An 18,137-nucleotide genomic window follows, 5' to 3' on the forward strand; every position below is an offset into this window, starting at 1 on the left:
AATTATAGAAATACAAGAGAAATTAAACAATAGACCAAGAAAAAGATTTAATTTTGAAACACCTAATTTTATGTTTAATCAAAAAGTTGCATTTATAACTTGAATCCTGCTTTTTAAATAACAGGCAAAATTAAAAATTGAACTGTTGGTATAATTATACCAGTCGTTTATTATGTTGACGTTGGATTACCGCATTCGGTAACCAACAAACCACCGACGTTTGCGTTCCAGTCTTTGATAATCCAAAGAGCAAAAACTTTTGCGTAATCAAATCTCCAGCCATCAAATTTCATTGTATTTTTACACTAATTACCTACTCGGTCTGCTCTTTTCCAAAGCCCGTCTTGTATATTTGGAACTACATGTGCTTAATTTAAAAATCCTCCAAAAGCGCCTTAATCATTACTCCCATAAGAATTTTTATAAAAATTACTTCTATTTTATTTGAATTTTCCAAAAGCGACACCGGTAAAATTAGTGTACGTTTGTATTTCTATAAATGAATTGTTTTCTAATTGTCCGCCAATGTTGCGGTTCAGGACTACATTAGCGTTGACCTGCATGTTTTAAGGATACACTTTTGTGATTAAACTTAATAAGTCCTTACCGCAATCAAATCTTATTTCTATTGTTCCATTTTGATTTTAATTTCCAAAATCGAAATAACTACTAGCCTCTCAACCCATAGTAACCGGTCCGTTTTGAGGTTTTGAAACTGGAGGAAGCAGATGAAACCAATATCGATACTTTGACTAGGTAATTATTTTTGCGGCAAGGGTATTCTACCACGTTCTACACGCTGGTAAATCCCAACAAAAAGCTTTCACCATAACGCCACCACGCGGATTTACCATATATTTTCCATTTGCTGTAAGGTTTGTTTACACACGTTGAATGGACGTCCATCGTGCTTTATAATGTTTGTAACATTAGATTGTCCAACCGCTTCTGTATAATTGGTTGTGAGATCATCATTTGAATTACACAAGTAAAGGCCTATAAGTACCGTGGTTAGTTAATCAGGAAGCTTTTAAAATTTGTTTTTTCAAATAAAGTAATTTAGGTTAATTACTTGTTGTTGGGTTGTAACAATTAAAGTAAAACATAATTAATTTGTTTCTCTTTTGTTTATGAACTTGTTTACGTTTGAAAACAAAATAAACAGTATTTACAATTACCTACGTTTGTTTTTTATTTTTATTTTTTGGATAAAACAGCAACTTTTTATGCATTCTTACAAGATGGTTGTCGGAACTATTTTCTTTCTTTCCAGAAACGTTGTAGTATTTACAATATTTTAAAATAAAGGGCTGTTAATGAGAATTCTGAAATCTTTTTTTAGGATTTAAAGCGTCTAGGTATTAGATTTTTAAAATTCAGGTCTTTTTTTTTGTAAAAAGAATATTGTAAAGAGAAAAATATTTGTAGTAAAATCAGAAATAACTAAAAAAAATAGTCTAAAATTTATGCAGTCAAGATTCAAGAAAATACAATTAGTATTTAACTTTTTTTTCATTTAACATTCAGTATCTTGATGGTTTAGGAACTTAAGAAGTCAATAAATAAAAGCGTATATAATTTTTTGTTAATAGTAGTTAGGAAACTTGTATTATGTAATTGAATTGCTATTTTTGTTCGTTTTAAGTTTAAAGAATCAAGGAGAATTGTATTATAAAATTCAATTCCATTTTTTATTCTTAAAGTGTATATTTGCAAAAATTATTTGGTTTTTTACAAAGAGGTTAAAAGATAACGGAGTAGGAATGTTTTACAATCAATACAAATTATAACAATGCCAATAAATAAAATACAAATGAAATTCATTAATAATAAAATTGCACTTACTTTTTTCCTTTTGCTTTTTACGGGCGTTATAACAAGTGCGCAAGAAATTATTAAGGACTCAGTGGTTGCCCCGATTAAAAAAATTCAGTCAACTGGAAAACAAAAAATTGATGGTGTTATTGCTACTGTTGGCGATTACATTATTTTAGATTCAGATATTGACAAGTCGTATCTTGAAATTTCAGCTGGAGGCGGATCTGTAAAAGACATTACAAGATGTCAGATGTTAGGGAAATTATTAGAAGATAAATTATATGCGCATCAGGCGATTCAGGACAGTATTGTAGTTACTGATGCCGAGGTGAAAGGTATGTTGGAAGACCGTTTGAACTACATGATAGAGAAAATCGGCTCTATGGAAAAAGTGGTACAATTTTACAAAAAGGATTCTGAGGAAGAATTTAGAACTTATTTCTCTGATATTTTAAAGGAAGGGAAGTTGACATCAGAAATGCAAAAGAAAATTGTTGATGCTGTAGAAATTACTCCTGAAGAGGTTCGTAATTATTTCAAAACAATTCCAAAAGATGATCTTCCATTCTTTGGCGTGGAATTAGAAGTATCGCAAATTGTTGTTACTCCTAAAGTTTCTGCAGAGGACAAGCAAAAAGTGATTGACAGATTGAATGGTTTCAAAAAAGAAATAGAAGAAGGTTCCAGTTTTTCAACGAAAGCAGTTTTGTATTCGCAAGACCCAGGATCTAGGTCAAATGGGGGATTCTACAAAATGAACCGTAAAACACCATTTGTAAAAGAATTCAAAGACGTTGCTTTTAGTTTAGCAGAGGGTGAAATTTCAGCTCCTTTTGAAACGGATTTTGGGTACCACATTATTTACATAGAAAAGATAAAAGGACAAGAAGTTGAATTGCGTCATATATTATTGTCTCCAACAGTAACTGAAACGGCTCTAAATGAAGCGAAAGAAAAAGTAACTTTGATTAAAAAAAGAATCGAAGACAAGGAAATTACTTTTGCGGAAGCAGCCAGAACATTATCTGATGAAAAAGAAACAAGAGCGAATGGTGGTGCGTTAATTAATCCACAAACGCAGGATACGCGTTTTGAAATGACCAAAATGGATCCTGCATTTTACAGTCAGGTTTCTAATTTAAAAGAAAATGAAATTTCGGTTCCAATTTTAGACCAAGGAGAAGAAGGAAAGAAAAAATTCAAATTAATTACCGTAACCAACAGAATTGATGAGCATGCAGCAGATTATGCTAAAGATTACATCAAAATTAAAGAATTGGCTTTGAAAGACAAACGAATTACTGCTATTGGCAAATGGTTTGATGAGAAAATAAAAGAAACATATGTTAAAATTATTGGTGAATATAGAGATTGTACTTTTACCAATAATTGGCTAAAAAAATAGAATTCTTTTTACCCTTGAGGGTTGATTAGCAACAAAAAAGTTTTCGTTAAATAAATAAAAAGAGTTAGTTTTATGATTTCATAATGCTAACTCTTTTTAATTTTAAATACTTCATACATGTCAGACGTAGCAGCAATACATAACTTAGTTCAAAAAAGGAACGAGCTGAAAAAAGAAATCGCAAAAATCATTGTAGGTCAGGATGTAGTGGTAGATCAAATCTTACTTTGTATTTTTTCTGGTGGTCATGCTTTATTGGTAGGTGTTCCCGGATTGGCTAAAACATTGATGGTAAATACGCTGGCGCAAGCATTGGGACTTAATTTTAAAAGAATTCAGTTTACGCCAGATTTAATGCCTTCAGATATATTAGGAAGTGAAATATTAGATGAAAACCGTCATTTCAAATTTATAAAAGGACCTATTTTTTCGAATATTGTTCTGGCAGACGAGATTAACCGCACGCCTCCAAAAACGCAGGCTGCTTTACTAGAAGCTATGCAGGAGCGTTCCGTTACTCTCGCGGGTGAAAATTATAAATTAGATTTACCTTATTTTGTTTTGGCAACTCAAAATCCTATTGAGCAGGAAGGTACTTATCCGCTACCTGAGGCCCAATTAGATCGCTTTATGTTTGCGATAAAACTGGAATATCCTTCTTTTGCAGAAGAAGTTCAAGTGGTGAAACAAACTACTTCGGATATACAAAACACGATAAATCCTTTGTTCACTGCTCAGGAAATAATTGATTTTCAACATTTGATCCGCAGAATTCCTGTGGCTGATAATGTAATTGAATATGCGGTAACATTAGTGAGTAAGACCCGCCCTGATAATTCATTGTCAAATGAGTTTGTGAAAAATTATATCGACTGGGGAGCAGGGCCGAGAGCATCGCAAAATTTGATTTTGGCAGCCAAAGCCAATGCTGCTTTTAACGGAAAATTTTCTCCGGATATAGAAGATGTTAAAGCCGTGGCAACTGGTATTTTGCGTCATCGAATTATTAAAAACTATAAAGCCGATGCCGAAGGAATTACCGAAGAAATGATCATTGCTAAGTTGCTTTAATCCTTCCTAAATTAGTTGAAAGAAATCGATATAGCTAAGGGGTTTTTGACTGTTTTTAAAAGAAGTATAATTTAGATTTTGTTAAAAAAAGGATTCTAAATTGTCAATTATTTAAAATTATATCGAAAATCTATTATTTTCTCAATTTAATGCAGTGAAATCGGTTTTTTTATAATAATAATTTTTAGAAAGGTGAGTTTCATTAAATTCTTTTTAATTCTCATCTTAAATACTTAAATTTGCATTACATATAACAAACAATCCCTACACATTATGGCTTTTGATATTGAAATGATTAAAAAAGTGTACGACAACATGACAACCCGTGTTGATAAAGCACGCGAAATTGTTGGGCGTCCACTTACTTTAACAGAGAAAATTTTGTACAATCACCTTTGGGATGGAATGCCGTCTCAAGCTTTTATAAGGGGTGCAGATTATGTTGATTTTGCACCAGACAGAGTTGCTTGTCAAGATGCAACGGCTCAAATGGCATTGTTGCAATTCATGCATGCCGGAAAATCTAAAGTGGCTGTTCCTACTACGGTGCATTGTGATCACTTGATTCAAGCTAAAGTTGATGCTGTAACCGATTTGGCCAGAGCAAAAACGCAAAGTAATGAAGTATTTGAATTTCTTTCATCAGTATCAAATAAGTACGGAATTGGTTTCTGGAAACCAGGAGCAGGTATTATTCACCAAGTGGTTCTTGAAAATTATGCTTTTCCAGGTGGAATGATGATTGGTACCGATTCTCACACTGTAAATGCAGGTGGTTTAGGAATGGTTGCAATTGGAGTAGGTGGTGCTGATGCTGTTGATGTTATGTCGGGAATGGCTTGGGAATTAAAATTTCCTAAATTAATTGGAGTAAAATTGACTGGAAAACTTTCAGGTTGGACAGCTCCAAAAGATGTTATTCTTAAAGTCGCAGGAATTCTTACTGTAAAAGGTGGAACAGGAGCTATCGTTGAATATTTTGGTGAAGGAGCTACTTCTATGTCTTGTACTGGAAAAGGAACTATCTGTAATATGGGTGCCGAAATTGGTGCTACCACTTCTACATTTGGTTATGACGATTCTATGAGCCGTTATTTACGTTCAACTAACAGAGCTGATGTTGCTGATGCAGCCGATAAAATTGCTCCTTACTTAACAGGTGATGCTGAAGTATATGCGAATCCAGAATTGTATTTTGATCAAGTTATCGAAATCAACTTGGATGAATTAGAGCCTCATTTAAACGGTCCTTATACGCCGGATTTAGCGACTCCAATTTCTAAAATGAAAGAGGAAGCAATCAAAAATAACTGGCCTTTAAAAATCGAAGTTGGTTTGATTGGTTCTTGTACGAACTCTTCGTACGAAGATATCGCTCGTGCAGCTTCTTTGGCTAAACAAGTTACCGATAAAAATTTAAAAATAAAATCTCAATTTACCATTACGCCAGGTTCTGAAGTAGTGCGTTATACGATAGAACGTGACGGATTTATCGATATTTTCGATAAAATGGGAGCAACTGTTTTTGCCAACGCTTGCGGACCATGTATCGGAATGTGGGACAGAGAAGGAGCTGAAAAAGAAGAACGCAACACAATCGTTCACTCTTTCAACCGTAACTTCTCAAAACGTGCTGATGGAAATCCAAACACTTTGGCTTTTGTAGGTTCACCTGAGTTGGTAACCGCTTTAGCAATTGCTGGAGATTTAGGTTTCAATCCATTGACTGATTCGTTAATCAATGAAAATGGAGAAGAAGTAAAACTGGACGCTCCAACAGGAAATGAATTGCCGCCAAAAGGTTTTGATGCTGAAGACCCAGGTTTTCAGGCTCCAGCCGAAGACGGTTCAGGTGTTGAGGTTTCTGTAAGTGAAACTTCGGAAAGATTGCAATTGTTAGCTCCTTTCTTGCCTTGGGATGGAAAAAACATCACAGATGCTAAATTGCTTATCAAAGCTTTCGGAAAATGTACAACAGATCACATCTCTATGGCTGGACCATGGTTGCGTTTCCGTGGGCATTTAGATAATATTTCTAATAATATGTTGATTGGTGCAATCAATGCGTTCAACCAAAAACCAAATACAGTTAAAAATCAGTTGACTGGTACTTATGATGCAGTTCCTGCTGTAGCACGTGCTTACAAAGCAGCTGGCGTTCCTTCAATTGTTGTTGGAGATCACAACTACGGGGAAGGATCTTCCCGTGAGCATGCCGCAATGGAACCTCGTTTCTTAGGTGTGAAAGCTGTATTGGTAAAATCATTTGCTCGTATTCATGAAACAAACCTAAAAAAACAAGGTCTTTTAGGATTGACGTTTGCTACCGAAGCAGATTATGATAGAATTCAGGAAGATGATACGATCAACTTCACTGATTTAGTTAATTTTGCTCCAGGAAAACCATTAACATTAGAATTCATTCACGCTGATGGAACTAAAGATATCATCTTGGCAAACCATACGTATAATGAAGGACAAATTGGTTGGTTCGTTGCTGGTTCAGCATTAAACTTGATTGCTGCTGCTGGAAAAGCATAAGCATTTAAATAATTTATTTTTAAAACTCTCAAGGAAACTTGGGAGTTTTTTGTTTCAATTGCAATTTATTTTAGGAGCTATTTCCTGCTCACCGTTTCAAGCTTTTTCGCTCAATTGCTTTTTTCCAAGATAAAAAAAGAGCTTCTTTCAGTCGCTTTTTTTTCTCAGGAAAAATAAGCAATTCTGCTTCATAAGGCTTTCCACTTTTATCAGGGCTAAGCCGGAACTAAAAATTCACGGATAAATCACGATTGAACAAAAAAAATGATTTTTCAATAGCGAATAGTTTTCAATTGAAAATGATTAGAATTAATCAAAAAAAGAAGCGAATAAATGAAAACAACGTTAAAATTAAAAAAAAAGAAGCGTTTTTTGATATTATAGTTTAAATTAGCAATTAAGAAAAATAAAATTATTATTGAAATTTTATTGAATTGGTATATTAATCGATTCTGTTCCTATAATTTATTTTCTGCGCAAACATAATTACAATTGTCTTGCGTTATGTTGTAAATTGCTTTTGCAATTTGAACAAAAAAATCAACAAAATAATAAAACGCACATATTACTTCCCTCTTTTTACAAAAGAGATTAAGATTTTTTATGTTTTATAGAATAAAATAATAAAAGTGCAAGCCTAAGCGAAATTTAATAATTATATCCCGAAATCGCTAGGAAGAATACAATGGGGTAAGTAATTTGAAATAAATGAATATGAGTTTAAGAGTAATAGTAACATTAATTTTTTTAAATAGTATCGTTCTTTTTTCACAGGAAAAAATCACAAAACACACTATAACAAAAGGGGAAACAATATCGAGTATCGCTGAGAAATATGAAGTTAAACAAAGCGCTATTTTTAAATTAAATCCCAATGCCAAGAATCTTTTAAAACTCAATTCTGTTTTATTAATTCCAATTGCTTCCACAAAAAAGACTACCGATAAAACCAAGATTGCAATAAAACATTCCGCTAAAGAACACGAAGTTCAACCTAAAGAAACACTTTACGGAATCGCAAAACAATACGGAATCTCCGTTAAAGAATTAAACCAAGTCAATCCGACACTCGCTTCTTCAGAATTAAAAATTGGTCAAAAAATAAATATTCCCGACAACGCTATTGTGACGGAAACCAAAGCTTCAGCAGTTGCAAAAGAAACCGAAACCAAAAAAGAATTAGCTACTGCTTCTTTCTCAATCGAAACTCCAACTTCAAGTCCAGCAACATCTACTTGGGAAGTGTTGCCAAAAGAAACCAAGTATTCCATCACAAAAAAATACGGAATCACGATTAAGGAATTTGATAAAGCGAATCCGGGAATAGGAGTAAAAGCACTTAGAGTTGGTCAGAAAATTAATATTCCGGGACCTTTTTTAGAAAGCACTAAAATAGTTTTAGCAGTACAAGAATCTAAAGAATTTCCTGAAATTACTTCAAAAATTGTTGCTACACTTCCAGCAATTACGCCAAAATTAGAAGAAGCTTTAGTTTCAAAATCTTCCGATTTGCAAAAAACAGTTACTAATTTGGTTTCTCAAAACGAAACATCTCAAAGTAATTTGTCACAGACAATTATGCGCGAGGTGTTGCCTAAAGAAACTAAATATGCGATCGCAAAACAGTACGGAATTACAGTTCAGGAATTAGAAAAACAAAATCCTGAAGTCAAAAACAATCTTCCGGTAGGTTACACATTGAATATCCGAGCAAATAATATAATTAGCAATAACGATGCAATTGTGAGTGCGGATTCAAAAGATAATACTACCTTAGAAATTACCAAAATCGATTTTAATAATTCAGTTACTCCTACGTTCAGTCATGAATTTTTAGACCAGTTGATAGAACGTGCGTCTGAAAATATAGGTTCACGGTACCGCACAGGTGGAACTACAAAGTCTGGATTTGACTGTTCTGGTTTAATGTGTACTACTTTTGGAGCATTTGATATTAAATTACCAAGAACATCTCGTGAACAATCCAGTATTGGTACAGTAGTTAATACGCAAGAAGCTAAAAAAGGTGATTTGATTTTCTTTAAAACAAATGGCAGAAATCGGATTAATCATGTAGGAATGGTAGTTGAAGTTTGTGAAGATGAAATTAAATTCATTCACTCCTCGGTGAGTAATGGAGTTATTATTTCTTCCACAAAAGAAAAATATTATCAGAAAAATTTCTCTCAAATCAACAGAGTATTACAATAATTTTCTCAAAAATTTAGCAATTTACTTACAAAAACCCTCCAACATTTAGCCCTTTTTTGTTTATTTATATTTTTATTTCTCCCTCTGTTCCACTTATATAATTATTGCCTGTTGCAACAGAGGCAGCCATTTTTAGAAAATTAATCATTTGGTTTCCGTCCGTGTCCCAATAATAAGCACTCGTCGGTTTTACTTTAATGAGAGAAATATTAGGGTCATTTTTACCATCTTTAAACCATATATTTACTACTGGAGACCAAAGTTCTTCTATTTTTTCACGGTCAGTTGTAATTGTTGCTTCACCATTCACAACCATATAACTTCCTTTGCCAGGATGTGCAAAAAACAATTGAACATTAGAATCTTGCTCTACTTCTTTGTTTTTATCGCTGTCTTTTTGGCTGAAAAACCAAATATTCCCTTCATCACATACTTTTACGGCTCCCATGGGTCTAGTGGATGCTCCATCATTAGTTTTGAGATTGGTACAAAAAAGACAGGTATTGATTTCCTCAACCAGACTTCTAAGTTTTTCTATTCCTTCAACTGTGTGCTCATTTGCTTTATCACTCATGATCCTGATTTTTATTTTTATGGAAATACATTTTAAATTTGTTTTACAAAGTTAAGAGACAAAACAGCAAAATCTATTACATAATTTAATACAAAAGTTTCATTTTTCGCAGATTTTTTATTGAAAAAAAGTTGTGAGCGCGAATTGAAATGCTTAAAAATGGTAGTATGGGACGATGTTAATAGTTTTGAAAAAAAATATATTATTTCTCATCGCTATTAATCTCAATCCAGTATCCATCAGGATCCTGAAGGTAGATTTGTTTGATCCCATCCGCGCGAACAGTGATTTTATAAAGTGTTCCCGGCCAGTCAGAATACATAATATTTTGGGATTTCAATACTTGTATCAATGAATCAAAATGAGTGACTTTAAAAGCCAAATGAACCGCTTTGTTTATAGTAACGGGTTCTTTAATAGTAGAAACAAGGTGCAATTCTTTTCCCTCTCCTAAAGAAACCCATCGAATGCCTTCCTTTTTGGTACCGTTGGTAATTTCTGAAAGTTTCAAAACATTTTTATAAAACGCAACTGATTTTTCCAGATTTTTTACTGAAAGCGCCATGTGATCTAATTTTAAAGTAAAGTTATCTTGACTTTGTCCCCAAAGGTTTCCGGTACAAATGCAGGCGAATAATACAGGGATTAAAAATTTTGTTTTCATGTTATTAAATTATAATTAAGTGGTTTTATTATTTGCTTTTTTACATTAAATTATTTCGCTTAAATTTTATTTTCGATCAGTAATCACACTTTAGCAATTACGGCCTTTATTGTTTTAACCCAGTCTTCTTTATCGCCAGTATTCGTATCTATAGCTACGCTATTATTGTTGTACGGTTTATACATGTTTATATTTTGACGTGAAAAAAGTCCAATTGTAGGTGTTTTTGCAGCACTGGCTAAATGCATTATTCCGCTGTCCGCACCAATAAAAAGTGTAGTGTTCGCAATTACGGAGGCAATTTCTCTAACATCTTTACTGTAAAAAGTAGTTGCTTTAAAACCTATTTGTGAAATATTTTCAACTGGTAAGATTTCAATAATATTATAATCTTGGTATTCTGTTTTCAATCGTTCGTAAAATTCTTCCCACCAAGTAGTTGAATAGCATTTATCAGAAGTTGCATAAGTAAATATACAAATGGTTTCTTTTTCATTTTTAGTAAGGCCTTTTACTATATTTTGACCTTCATTTATTTCCGAAACAGTCAATTTTAGGTCTAAGGATGGTACAGGATTTTCATTTTCAGGAAAACCCAATTTGGTTAAAAAGCTTCTGAATTCATAAACGGGATATTTTGCAATGTGCTCATAATCGTTGTATTTTAATGGCATGTTTTCATCCACTTCTCCAAAAAATTTGTATTTGGCGTCAGCAAATTGTGCCGATAATCGCCCGGATGATGAGTTTTTATCTACATTTATGACGATGTCATATTTTTGCTTTTTAATTTTTAGCCAAACCTTAAAATAATCAATTAAGTCTTTGAAAGGTTTTTTGGGAAGTTCAATGATGAAATTGATGTTCGTGTAATTTTTGAATACAATTGGCGCTAAACCACCTTTTACAAACAAGTCAATTTTACAGTCCGGAAAAGTTGTGATTACATCTTGTACCAGTGGCGTAATGAGTAATAAATTGCCCAGCCTGTGATTAGGTCTGGATATTAAAACCCTTTTTATCTCGATTTTTTGTGTTAAATCTATTTTGTAATTTTTTTGTGAACTGCCAATGTTTTTGGTTAATCCATGTGTTACAATTCTTCGAAATACATTTACTTTTTTTAAGATACTCATGCTGTTAAAATAGGATTTACAAGTGAATTTTTTTGTTTAAAAATGAATCTGATGTTGATAGTTGGTGTTTTTAGCTTTACAGTATACTCACAATCTAAGGTGTACTTCGTCTCGACAAATGTACAATATACATCGAAATATCGTGGTTTGCGTCCTTTGATATAATCCAATCTTGTGTGCAGTTGAAAAATATTTTGTTTGCATGAATAGAACATACAAAATTTAGTAAAAGGTATACGATAGAATTCTTATGCATATAGGCGCTTACGAAATTCTTTTTATTTTTTCGTCAAAGTGAATTTTCCACCGCCTTGTTTTAAAATCATCTGCTTTTCATTTGGTTTAAATTCTAATTTTATTCCTGCCATTATAAATTCGAAACTATCTTTTTCAGTAGGTTCTAGTGGAAAGGCAGATTGACCTGTTGCTTGTGCAAAAAGTTTAGTATTTTCTTTTGTGATTGTAATTTTCATCGGAAATCCGGAATCAGAATATTCTCCTAAATATGGATCTAAATCTTCACTTTTCAGCGCAATAATTTTAAAAGTCGGAATTGTAAACGGTTTGTTGTAATATGCGCTTAAAGCGGCAATCATAATGTCATTATTGTCGTAAGTTTTGCCGTTAGAGGTCAAAGCAACAGCTAGTTTGTCTTCTGGAAAATAAGATAAAGTCGATCTGAATTCATCAATTCCTCCGGTATGACCAAAGCTTTTCTTGTCATAAAACGGATACTGGAAAATCCCCATTCCGTAGTTTTCTTGTAAGGCTGTCATTTGCTTCAAACTACTTTCGGTGATTATGGCGTTGGCGAAAAGCTTTTCAATAAACAGCGTCAAATCTTGTGGGTTAGAAACCACTGCGCCAGCTCCCATTGGTATTGACATATCGGTTTCCGTTTCTTTTACCCATTTTTCAGAAAAAGAATACGAATTGCTTTCGTTGTTTTGAATGTTAATTTTACCTCCAATATAGGTGTTTTTTAAGCCTAAGGGTTTTACAATTTTGTCGTTCAAAATAGTTTTAAATGGCTTTTTGTATATTTTCTCAAGAATGTAACTCAATAAAACATAATTGGAGTTGCTGTAATCGGCTTTGCTGTTAGGCTCAAAAATACTTTTCCCTTTGGCAATTATTTCCACCATTTCTTTTTCAGATTTTGGTTGGGTGTTGTAGTTCATGTATTCCGGCGCATTGGTAAAATTATAAATGCCGCTTCGGTGGTTTAATAAATTACTAATGGTTATTTTATTTGCATGTTCGATGTTTGGGAAAAAAGTTTCGATAGTTTGTTTCAACGATAGTTTTTTTTCTTCGATTGCTTTAAATATTATTGTTGAAGTAAACATTTTTGAAATAGAACCCACACGGTATTTTGACAAATTACTTGCTTTTTTATTGCTTTCTATATCATCCATTCCAATGGATTTCGAATAAAGTAGCGTTCCGTTTTGTGAAACAGCAATGCTGCCCATAAATTTATCTTTAGCTTCCAAAATCTGAAATAAACTGTCCAGTTTGGCGATGTTCATTTTTTGAGCGTAGCTTGTAGTAATTAGAAATCCTAAAAACAGGGTGATTGCGATTTTGTTTTTCATGAGAGTTTGATTAATGAATTGATTTAAAGCTCTAAAAATAGTCAATTATTTGTTTGGTAATTTGATTATATAAGCTGATTGTTGGTAAAAAAATGAGTGCATTTCTGAGCAGTCGTGCCAAGTCAAATTTCCTAGGTTTCGGGTTATGCAAAATAGAATTAATGTAAATTACGATTTGAAATCATAAAAAAAGCACAGCAATGCGAAATGGTCCTGAAATATTTTGCAATCTTTGGACTCTAAATATAAATAGCATTATGAGCAAGACAAAACTAACAATCAATCGCAATGGTTCTATAAAAATAGAAGGTGATTTCGAAATAACAGACTGGGAAGGAAAAACATACGGATTAGAAGGAAGAACGGCTTTGGGTCTTTGCCGTTGTGGATTGTCAGCAAACAAACCTTTTTGTGATGGTGCCCACCGCAACGGTTTTGAGCATGAATCAGCTGCATTTGACTTGCCACCGGTGAAAACGAAGTAATATCGTTTTCTGATTTGATTAAACAAGAAAAGCTGAATCTTTACGGATTTAGCTTTTTTTGTGTTTGTGATTAGATATTGCAAGTATTATTATTTTATTCAGAGCCTAATTCAATTGCCTTTTCTAAAATTTCATCTCGACCTTGTTTTAAACCCTCAATTGTTGGTTTAATTTCTATATCAATTTTAACTCCTTTTCTTTGTGTTTCGGTTTTATCAGGATACATAATTCCAAGACCTGAGATTGCTGTTTTGTACCCTCCAATGTACTCAAAAACAACTATGTTTCCATCTGCACCTGCTGTTTGATTTCCAATGGTAATTACATTATCAGCCGTTTGGATTGCCATAGCAGTAAATTCTGCTTTACTTATTGATTCATCATTTACTAAAAGGATAACTTTTCCTTTAAAATTATTTTTATTTTTTATACCCGTTTGTAAATTCTCTTTATAACGGAACTTCCCCGGATAATCCATATTAGGACTGTAAACTTTACTGAAATCTCTTTTTTCAGAATTTAAATATTTTGAAAGCAATTTGTAAACAGAAGCGGGGTAATTCCTCAAGTCAATTATTATCGTTTTTTTATTTTTAAAAGATTTAAATATATTAGAAACATCAGCACCTTTAATACTTGCCATGTTTACATAACCAATTTTTTCGTTTATTGACTTTGTTTTAATAGCTGTGGGGTTGTCCCAATATTTAAAGTCGTCGAAATTATAGCGATTAACTTTAATTTTTTCGATTTGATTATTCCTTTCGATAGTTAATGTCGAGGTACTATTCTTTCCAAGAAGAATTTCGTTGTAAGTCTGTCGAATTTTAATATTTGCATTTGAGCCTGCAATATATTTTGATTTTTTTTCTGTTTCTTTTTTAATCTCTAAATCATCAATTTTCAATATCACATCGCCCAATTTTATATTGTTGATTTTTGCAATAGAATCATTGTAGAAACCAGAAACTACCGCTTTATTTTCAATGTTTGAAATTTTGACAGGAAGATACTTGGGCTTTTCGTTATCAAAACTTATCCAAGCGTGTGTGTCGTCTAATTTTGCAATGAGTTCTTTAACGAGAGACTGATATTCTTCTTTATTGGATGCACTTCTAAATTTTGGAATCATTTCTGTTAATACAGAATCCCATTTTTGGTCAGTAAGATATTTGTAAGGATAGAAATATTCAATGATATTCCAATATTTGAATAAGCCTAACAATCTGTATTCTTCACTTGGATATGAAAAATTTTGATAAACAGGTTCATTTGTAACTTTAATAGTTCCAACAGGTTCTGTTGTGACATAGAAATTTTCTCCTTGAAATCTGTTTTCTTCAATATATTTTAATTTTGCTTTCAGTTCAGTATTGAAAATCTCAGAATCTTGAGTCCAAGAAAGGTTGAAATTTTTATCAAAAAGAAGTTGATCCGAAACACAATTTTTACATTTTTCAATGGTGCCCAAAACATTAATCCAATTGCTATAAATTTTTGATAAAAATTCCTTGTCGCTAGCTTCAAGTACTTGAGGCAGATATTTTATAAATTCTTTATCCCAATCATATTTACCCTTTCCAACTTCTGGATGATAATATTTTAAAAAACCATAAATTTTACCAATTGAAGCTAATTTTTCGGTAACTGAAATCTTTTGTTGAGCAATTAGGTGATTAAAACTAAAGCAGATTAAAATTAGAAGTAGAAAAGTTTTTTTCATATTATCGAAACTTATTTCATTTTATAGCCTTTCAAATATATTAGTATTTTTTTATAAATAACGAGGAACTAAATCATTGTTATTGTGGTTTTCAGAGAACAAAGCGGAGTTTGGTTTCCAGAATAATACCCAAAAGTTACTTACTCTTTAAACTGCTAATAATCGCCATAACATCTTGATCGCCTAATCCTTCTTGTTCTGCTGCGGCATAACTGTCATACAAAGGTTGAATCAACGGAGAATCGAGTCCGGCTTCTTTGGCCAGTCTTAAGTCTTTGACTAAATGTTTCAACGCAAATGCTGCCGGATAGGAATCGTTCAGAATGGAAGGTGTTTTTATATTCGTGATTCCGTTGCCGCAAGCGCCTTGATTGATGATGTTGAGCATGTCTTCTTTGCTTACGCCGTTTTTCTCGGCAAATAAAACCGTTTCGGCTATTCCTTGAAGATTTAGTCCCAATAAGTAATTAATGGCTAATTTAGCTGAACTTGCCACGCCAGGTTCTCCTACGTGAATCGCAATTTTACCCAAAACATCAAATATGGGTTTGGCTAATTCGTAATCTTCAGTTGAAGCACCCACTAGAATTACCAAAGTTCCGTCTTGTGCCGGTTTTACGCTTCCAGATACGGGAGCATCTATGAAATGTACGTTATGTTGGTTGCAAATGGTGTTTAAATAACGCGAGGTTTCTGGAGCAACCGTACTCATATTGATGATGGTTTTGCCAGGAGTGGTTTTAGACAATAAACCTGTTGGTCCCTCAAAAACTTCTTTTACGGCTGCATCATTGGACAACATCGTCAAAATTACGTCGCAATTTTCTATAAGTTCTTGTAAACTGCTGGCAGATTTTGCTCCTGCAGCCAGTAATGGTGCTTCTTTCTCTTTGGTACGATTAAAAACAGTAACTTCAAAACCCGCTTTGAGTAGGTTCATCACCATTGGGTTTCCCATGTTGCCAAGGCCTGTCCATCCTAATTTTAATGTCTTCATAGTTTTTGTGTTATTTATATTATCTGCACATTATGGGCACAGTTTGAAAAACTGCGCGAACGATTGTGGCATATCAGCGCGGTAGGTGATTTTATTAATTAATATACAACTTGAATTCTTCAAATTCTTGTTGACCGGGAATATTTACACTCACTAAATAATAATCTGCTTCTTTGGAAATAACATTATAAACAAGCTTATCGCCTGCAATGCTAAAACCGCTTCTAGTTTCGTTATTACTTTCAATAAAGATTAGTTCAAATTCGGTATTGCTAATCCAATTGTAATCGAGTTTTGAATAAGTTTTATCTGCAAAATTATCTATCCATTTTCCATTTTCCATATTAGATAAAGTTATATCGCCACTTGCTTCAAAATATTTAAAGTTCACTTGTTTCTTGAAATTTTCAATTTGATTTTTTGTCAATTTGGAAATTGGTTTTATTGTTTTTCTAGTAACACTTTCTTTTGGAGGTTCTAAACGGTCGAGTAACTCTCTAAATTCGACGCAATTTCTTTGCAGCCTATAATATAACAACTCACCAAATTTTTCAGTTTTTGAACTTTCTAAAGTTTTTAGATATGGATTTAGTTGCTCTTGATATAAAGAGTTAATTCGTAAAGTATCATTTTTGATATATCCTGAATTTATTAACGAATTACACATTATAATAGAAACAGAATCTATTTCGCGTATGTTTTGAGAAAATGCAAATTGTGAAATATTCAATAAAAGTAAAATGATTATTTTTTTCATAGTTGAAGTTGAGTAGTGTTTTTTTAATTAACATCTAACGTTTCCCGCGCTACAAGCAGTTTGGGATTAAATTAAGCCTTATCTTCGGATTAGCCAAATCTTCTAAATACAAACCAATTTTTCCATTAAGTCAAATGCCCAAATTGCTTGTAGCGTGTGTTGGTAGCAGTCACAATTACATATTCATAATTTCCCACTCTTTTAGAAGGCTTGTCTCAATTTGGGTTTTTAAAAAATTTTGGTCAAATGATATTCTGTATTTGCTACAATTTGGGTTAGGACATCCGCTATGAGAACTCATTAATTTTTCTCCATCATTATGTGCAGTACAATAAACGCGAAGTTCAGAAATAAAAGGGAAATTTGTATATGAACTTATATATGCGTTGAATCTGTAAGTTATTGGATCAGCTGAATCATCAATTTTTCGAAATTTTTGATGAAATTTTGATTTTAACTTTTCTATTTTGGAAGGACTTTTTTGGGTTATACTTTGAATAAGTGCTAAAACTAACAAGCTTAAAATTATTACAATTATTGTTGGACCTAGTTTTATTTGATAATTCCACAGAAAAGTAGATGATTGTTTTAGTGTTAATTCTGTAGTTACACTATAAATAATGGAAATAAAAAAACCTCCAACTGCAATAATAATTGCAGAAATTACTTTACTCCAAACGGGGTCGCTCCAAACTTTTTTAAACATATTTTTTTGAATGTTATATTGTTTTATTAAATGCTAAAAGTTTTTAAATCTATTGTCTTTATTAAGTTTTTGGTGATTATAAATTGATTTGGATTCTTGATTCTGCTGGGTGATTGCTACCAACTAATATATAGGCGAAACAAACCTTCGTATATGCACCCAATTATAGATGGCTTGGCGAAACTTTCTTTTCCTCTATATTTCTCAAATATATTAAATTTTTCTTACAATTTTTCTTGAAAAGAATAAACGTCATAATTATTGTGGTTTGCGTGAGGGAGGGAAGCGGCATCCTTTATTTTCTTTCTTTAAGAAAATAAAGCTACAGCGCACCGTCCGACCCAATGTGGCGAGGAGGAACGACGAAGCTACTGCAGGGTCACGCCCAAAAGAACAATCTCACTCTTAACCACTCACGATTCACTTTTCACTTTGCTGTCACTTTCCCCAT

Annotated in this window: 15 protein-coding genes; 5 read left to right on the forward strand and 10 right to left on the reverse strand. The window is 32.8% G+C overall.

What is annotated here, in order from left to right:
- Window positions 1-170: 170 nt before the first annotated feature.
- Together ACP7AQ_RS06415 and ACP7AQ_RS06420 are read right to left on the reverse strand one after the other, a co-directional pair.
- Window positions 171-293, reverse strand: coding sequence for a hypothetical protein (locus tag ACP7AQ_RS06415; protein ID WP_426064401.1), 123 nt, complete (start codon window positions 291-293; stop codon window positions 171-173).
- A gap of 147 nt (window positions 294-440) precedes the next feature.
- Window positions 441-563, reverse strand: coding sequence for a hypothetical protein (locus tag ACP7AQ_RS06420; protein ID WP_426064400.1), 123 nt, complete (start codon window positions 561-563; stop codon window positions 441-443).
- 1,229 nt (window positions 564-1,792) lie between these two features.
- Between ACP7AQ_RS06420 and ACP7AQ_RS06425 the strand changes: the two genes are divergently transcribed.
- The 4 genes from ACP7AQ_RS06425 to ACP7AQ_RS06440 all read left to right on the forward strand — a co-directional run bounded on the left by ACP7AQ_RS06425 (window position 1,793) and on the right by ACP7AQ_RS06440 (window position 9,046).
- Window positions 1,793-3,223: a peptidylprolyl isomerase gene (locus tag ACP7AQ_RS06425; RefSeq protein ID WP_426091096.1), complete on the forward strand. Its 1,431-nt coding sequence runs from the start codon at window positions 1,793-1,795 to the stop codon at window positions 3,221-3,223.
- 117 nt (window positions 3,224-3,340) lie between these two features.
- Entirely contained in the window at window positions 3,341-4,294 is a 954-nt protein-coding gene (locus ACP7AQ_RS06430; protein WP_426094860.1) for an AAA family ATPase, read from the forward strand.
- A gap of 273 nt (window positions 4,295-4,567) precedes the next feature.
- Window positions 4,568-6,835 (forward strand): aconitate hydratase, encoded by a 2,268-nt coding sequence (locus tag ACP7AQ_RS06435; RefSeq protein WP_426094861.1) that lies wholly within the window; start codon window positions 4,568-4,570, stop codon window positions 6,833-6,835.
- 714 nt (window positions 6,836-7,549) lie between these two features.
- Window positions 7,550-9,046, forward strand: a complete 1,497-nt coding sequence (locus ACP7AQ_RS06440) for a LysM peptidoglycan-binding domain-containing protein (RefSeq protein WP_426094862.1) — start codon at window positions 7,550-7,552, stop codon at window positions 9,044-9,046.
- A gap of 64 nt (window positions 9,047-9,110) precedes the next feature.
- Here the strand turns inward: ACP7AQ_RS06440 and ACP7AQ_RS06445 are convergent, their stop codons facing one another.
- From ACP7AQ_RS06445 to ACP7AQ_RS06460, 4 genes are all read right to left on the reverse strand, one after another.
- Window positions 9,111-9,620, reverse strand: coding sequence for a pyridoxamine 5'-phosphate oxidase family protein (locus tag ACP7AQ_RS06445; protein ID WP_426094863.1), 510 nt, complete (start codon window positions 9,618-9,620; stop codon window positions 9,111-9,113).
- A 202-nt stretch (window positions 9,621-9,822) separates the two neighbouring features.
- Window positions 9,823-10,284, reverse strand: coding sequence for a VOC family protein (locus ACP7AQ_RS06450; RefSeq protein WP_426091100.1), 462 nt, complete (start codon window positions 10,282-10,284; stop codon window positions 9,823-9,825).
- A gap of 83 nt (window positions 10,285-10,367) precedes the next feature.
- Window positions 10,368-11,420, reverse strand: a complete 1,053-nt coding sequence (locus ACP7AQ_RS06455; protein ID WP_426094864.1) for a glycosyltransferase family 9 protein — start codon at window positions 11,418-11,420, stop codon at window positions 10,368-10,370.
- Window positions 11,421-11,698: 278 nt separating this feature from the next.
- On the reverse strand, window positions 11,699-13,018 hold the full coding sequence (locus tag ACP7AQ_RS06460) for a serine hydrolase domain-containing protein (RefSeq protein ID WP_426094865.1): 1,320 nt from the start codon (window positions 13,016-13,018) through the stop codon (window positions 11,699-11,701).
- Between the two features lie 257 nt (window positions 13,019-13,275).
- On the opposite strand from ACP7AQ_RS06460, the gene ACP7AQ_RS06465 reads away from it, so the two are divergent.
- Complete coding sequence (locus tag ACP7AQ_RS06465) at window positions 13,276-13,503, forward strand: CDGSH iron-sulfur domain-containing protein (RefSeq protein WP_426094866.1); 228 nt, start codon at window positions 13,276-13,278, stop codon at window positions 13,501-13,503.
- 94 nt (window positions 13,504-13,597) lie between these two features.
- On the opposite strand, the gene ACP7AQ_RS06470 is transcribed toward ACP7AQ_RS06465, so the two are convergent.
- The 4 genes from ACP7AQ_RS06470 to ACP7AQ_RS06485 all read right to left on the reverse strand — a co-directional run bounded on the left by ACP7AQ_RS06470 (window position 13,598) and on the right by ACP7AQ_RS06485 (window position 17,686).
- Window positions 13,598-15,226, reverse strand: coding sequence for a S41 family peptidase (locus ACP7AQ_RS06470; RefSeq protein WP_426094867.1), 1,629 nt, complete (start codon window positions 15,224-15,226; stop codon window positions 13,598-13,600).
- A 136-nt stretch (window positions 15,227-15,362) separates the two neighbouring features.
- Window positions 15,363-16,223: an NAD(P)-dependent oxidoreductase gene (locus ACP7AQ_RS06475; protein WP_426094868.1), complete on the reverse strand. Its 861-nt coding sequence runs from the start codon at window positions 16,221-16,223 to the stop codon at window positions 15,363-15,365.
- A 94-nt stretch (window positions 16,224-16,317) separates the two neighbouring features.
- Window positions 16,318-16,980 carry a hypothetical protein gene (locus tag ACP7AQ_RS06480; protein ID WP_426094869.1) on the reverse strand — a complete coding sequence of 221 codons (663 nt, stop codon included), beginning with the start codon at window positions 16,978-16,980 and terminating at the stop codon, window positions 16,318-16,320.
- 175 nt (window positions 16,981-17,155) lie between these two features.
- On the reverse strand, window positions 17,156-17,686 hold the full coding sequence (locus ACP7AQ_RS06485) for a hypothetical protein (RefSeq protein ID WP_426094870.1): 531 nt from the start codon (window positions 17,684-17,686) through the stop codon (window positions 17,156-17,158).
- Between the last annotated feature and the right edge of the window lie 451 nt (window positions 17,687-18,137).

Source organism: Flavobacterium sp. DSR2-3-3 (assembly GCF_049896585.1).
GTDB lineage: Bacteria > Bacteroidota > Bacteroidia > Flavobacteriales > Flavobacteriaceae > Flavobacterium.

Coding starts and splice junctions, on each gene's coding strand:
- ACP7AQ_RS06435 (WP_426094861.1), top strand. CDS start 4,568: ATGGCTTTTGATATTGAAATGATTAAAAAAGTGTACGACAACATGACA.
- ACP7AQ_RS06450 (WP_426091100.1), bottom strand. CDS start 10,284: ATGAAAACAAAATTTTTAATCCCTGTATTATTCGCCTGCATTTGTACC.
- ACP7AQ_RS06445 (WP_426094863.1), bottom strand. CDS start 9,620: ATGAGTGATAAAGCAAATGAGCACACAGTTGAAGGAATAGAAAAACTT.
- ACP7AQ_RS06475 (WP_426094868.1), bottom strand. CDS start 16,223: ATGAAGACATTAAAATTAGGATGGACAGGCCTTGGCAACATGGGAAAC.
- ACP7AQ_RS06425 (WP_426091096.1), top strand. CDS start 1,793: ATGCCAATAAATAAAATACAAATGAAATTCATTAATAATAAAATTGCA.
- ACP7AQ_RS06470 (WP_426094867.1), bottom strand. CDS start 15,226: ATGAAAAAAACTTTTCTACTTCTAATTTTAATCTGCTTTAGTTTTAAT.
- ACP7AQ_RS06480 (WP_426094869.1), bottom strand. CDS start 16,980: ATGAAAAAAATAATCATTTTACTTTTATTGAATATTTCACAATTTGCA.
- ACP7AQ_RS06455 (WP_426094864.1), bottom strand. CDS start 11,420: ATGAGTATCTTAAAAAAAGTAAATGTATTTCGAAGAATTGTAACACAT.
- ACP7AQ_RS06465 (WP_426094866.1), top strand. CDS start 13,276: ATGAGCAAGACAAAACTAACAATCAATCGCAATGGTTCTATAAAAATA.
- ACP7AQ_RS06415 (WP_426064401.1), bottom strand. CDS start 293: ATGAAATTTGATGGCTGGAGATTTGATTACGCAAAAGTTTTTGCTCTT.
- ACP7AQ_RS06440 (WP_426094862.1), top strand. CDS start 7,550: ATGAGTTTAAGAGTAATAGTAACATTAATTTTTTTAAATAGTATCGTT.
- ACP7AQ_RS06430 (WP_426094860.1), top strand. CDS start 3,341: ATGTCAGACGTAGCAGCAATACATAACTTAGTTCAAAAAAGGAACGAG.
- ACP7AQ_RS06460 (WP_426094865.1), bottom strand. CDS start 13,018: ATGAAAAACAAAATCGCAATCACCCTGTTTTTAGGATTTCTAATTACT.
- ACP7AQ_RS06420 (WP_426064400.1), bottom strand. CDS start 563: ATGCAGGTCAACGCTAATGTAGTCCTGAACCGCAACATTGGCGGACAA.
- ACP7AQ_RS06485 (WP_426094870.1), bottom strand. CDS start 17,686: ATGTTTAAAAAAGTTTGGAGCGACCCCGTTTGGAGTAAAGTAATTTCT.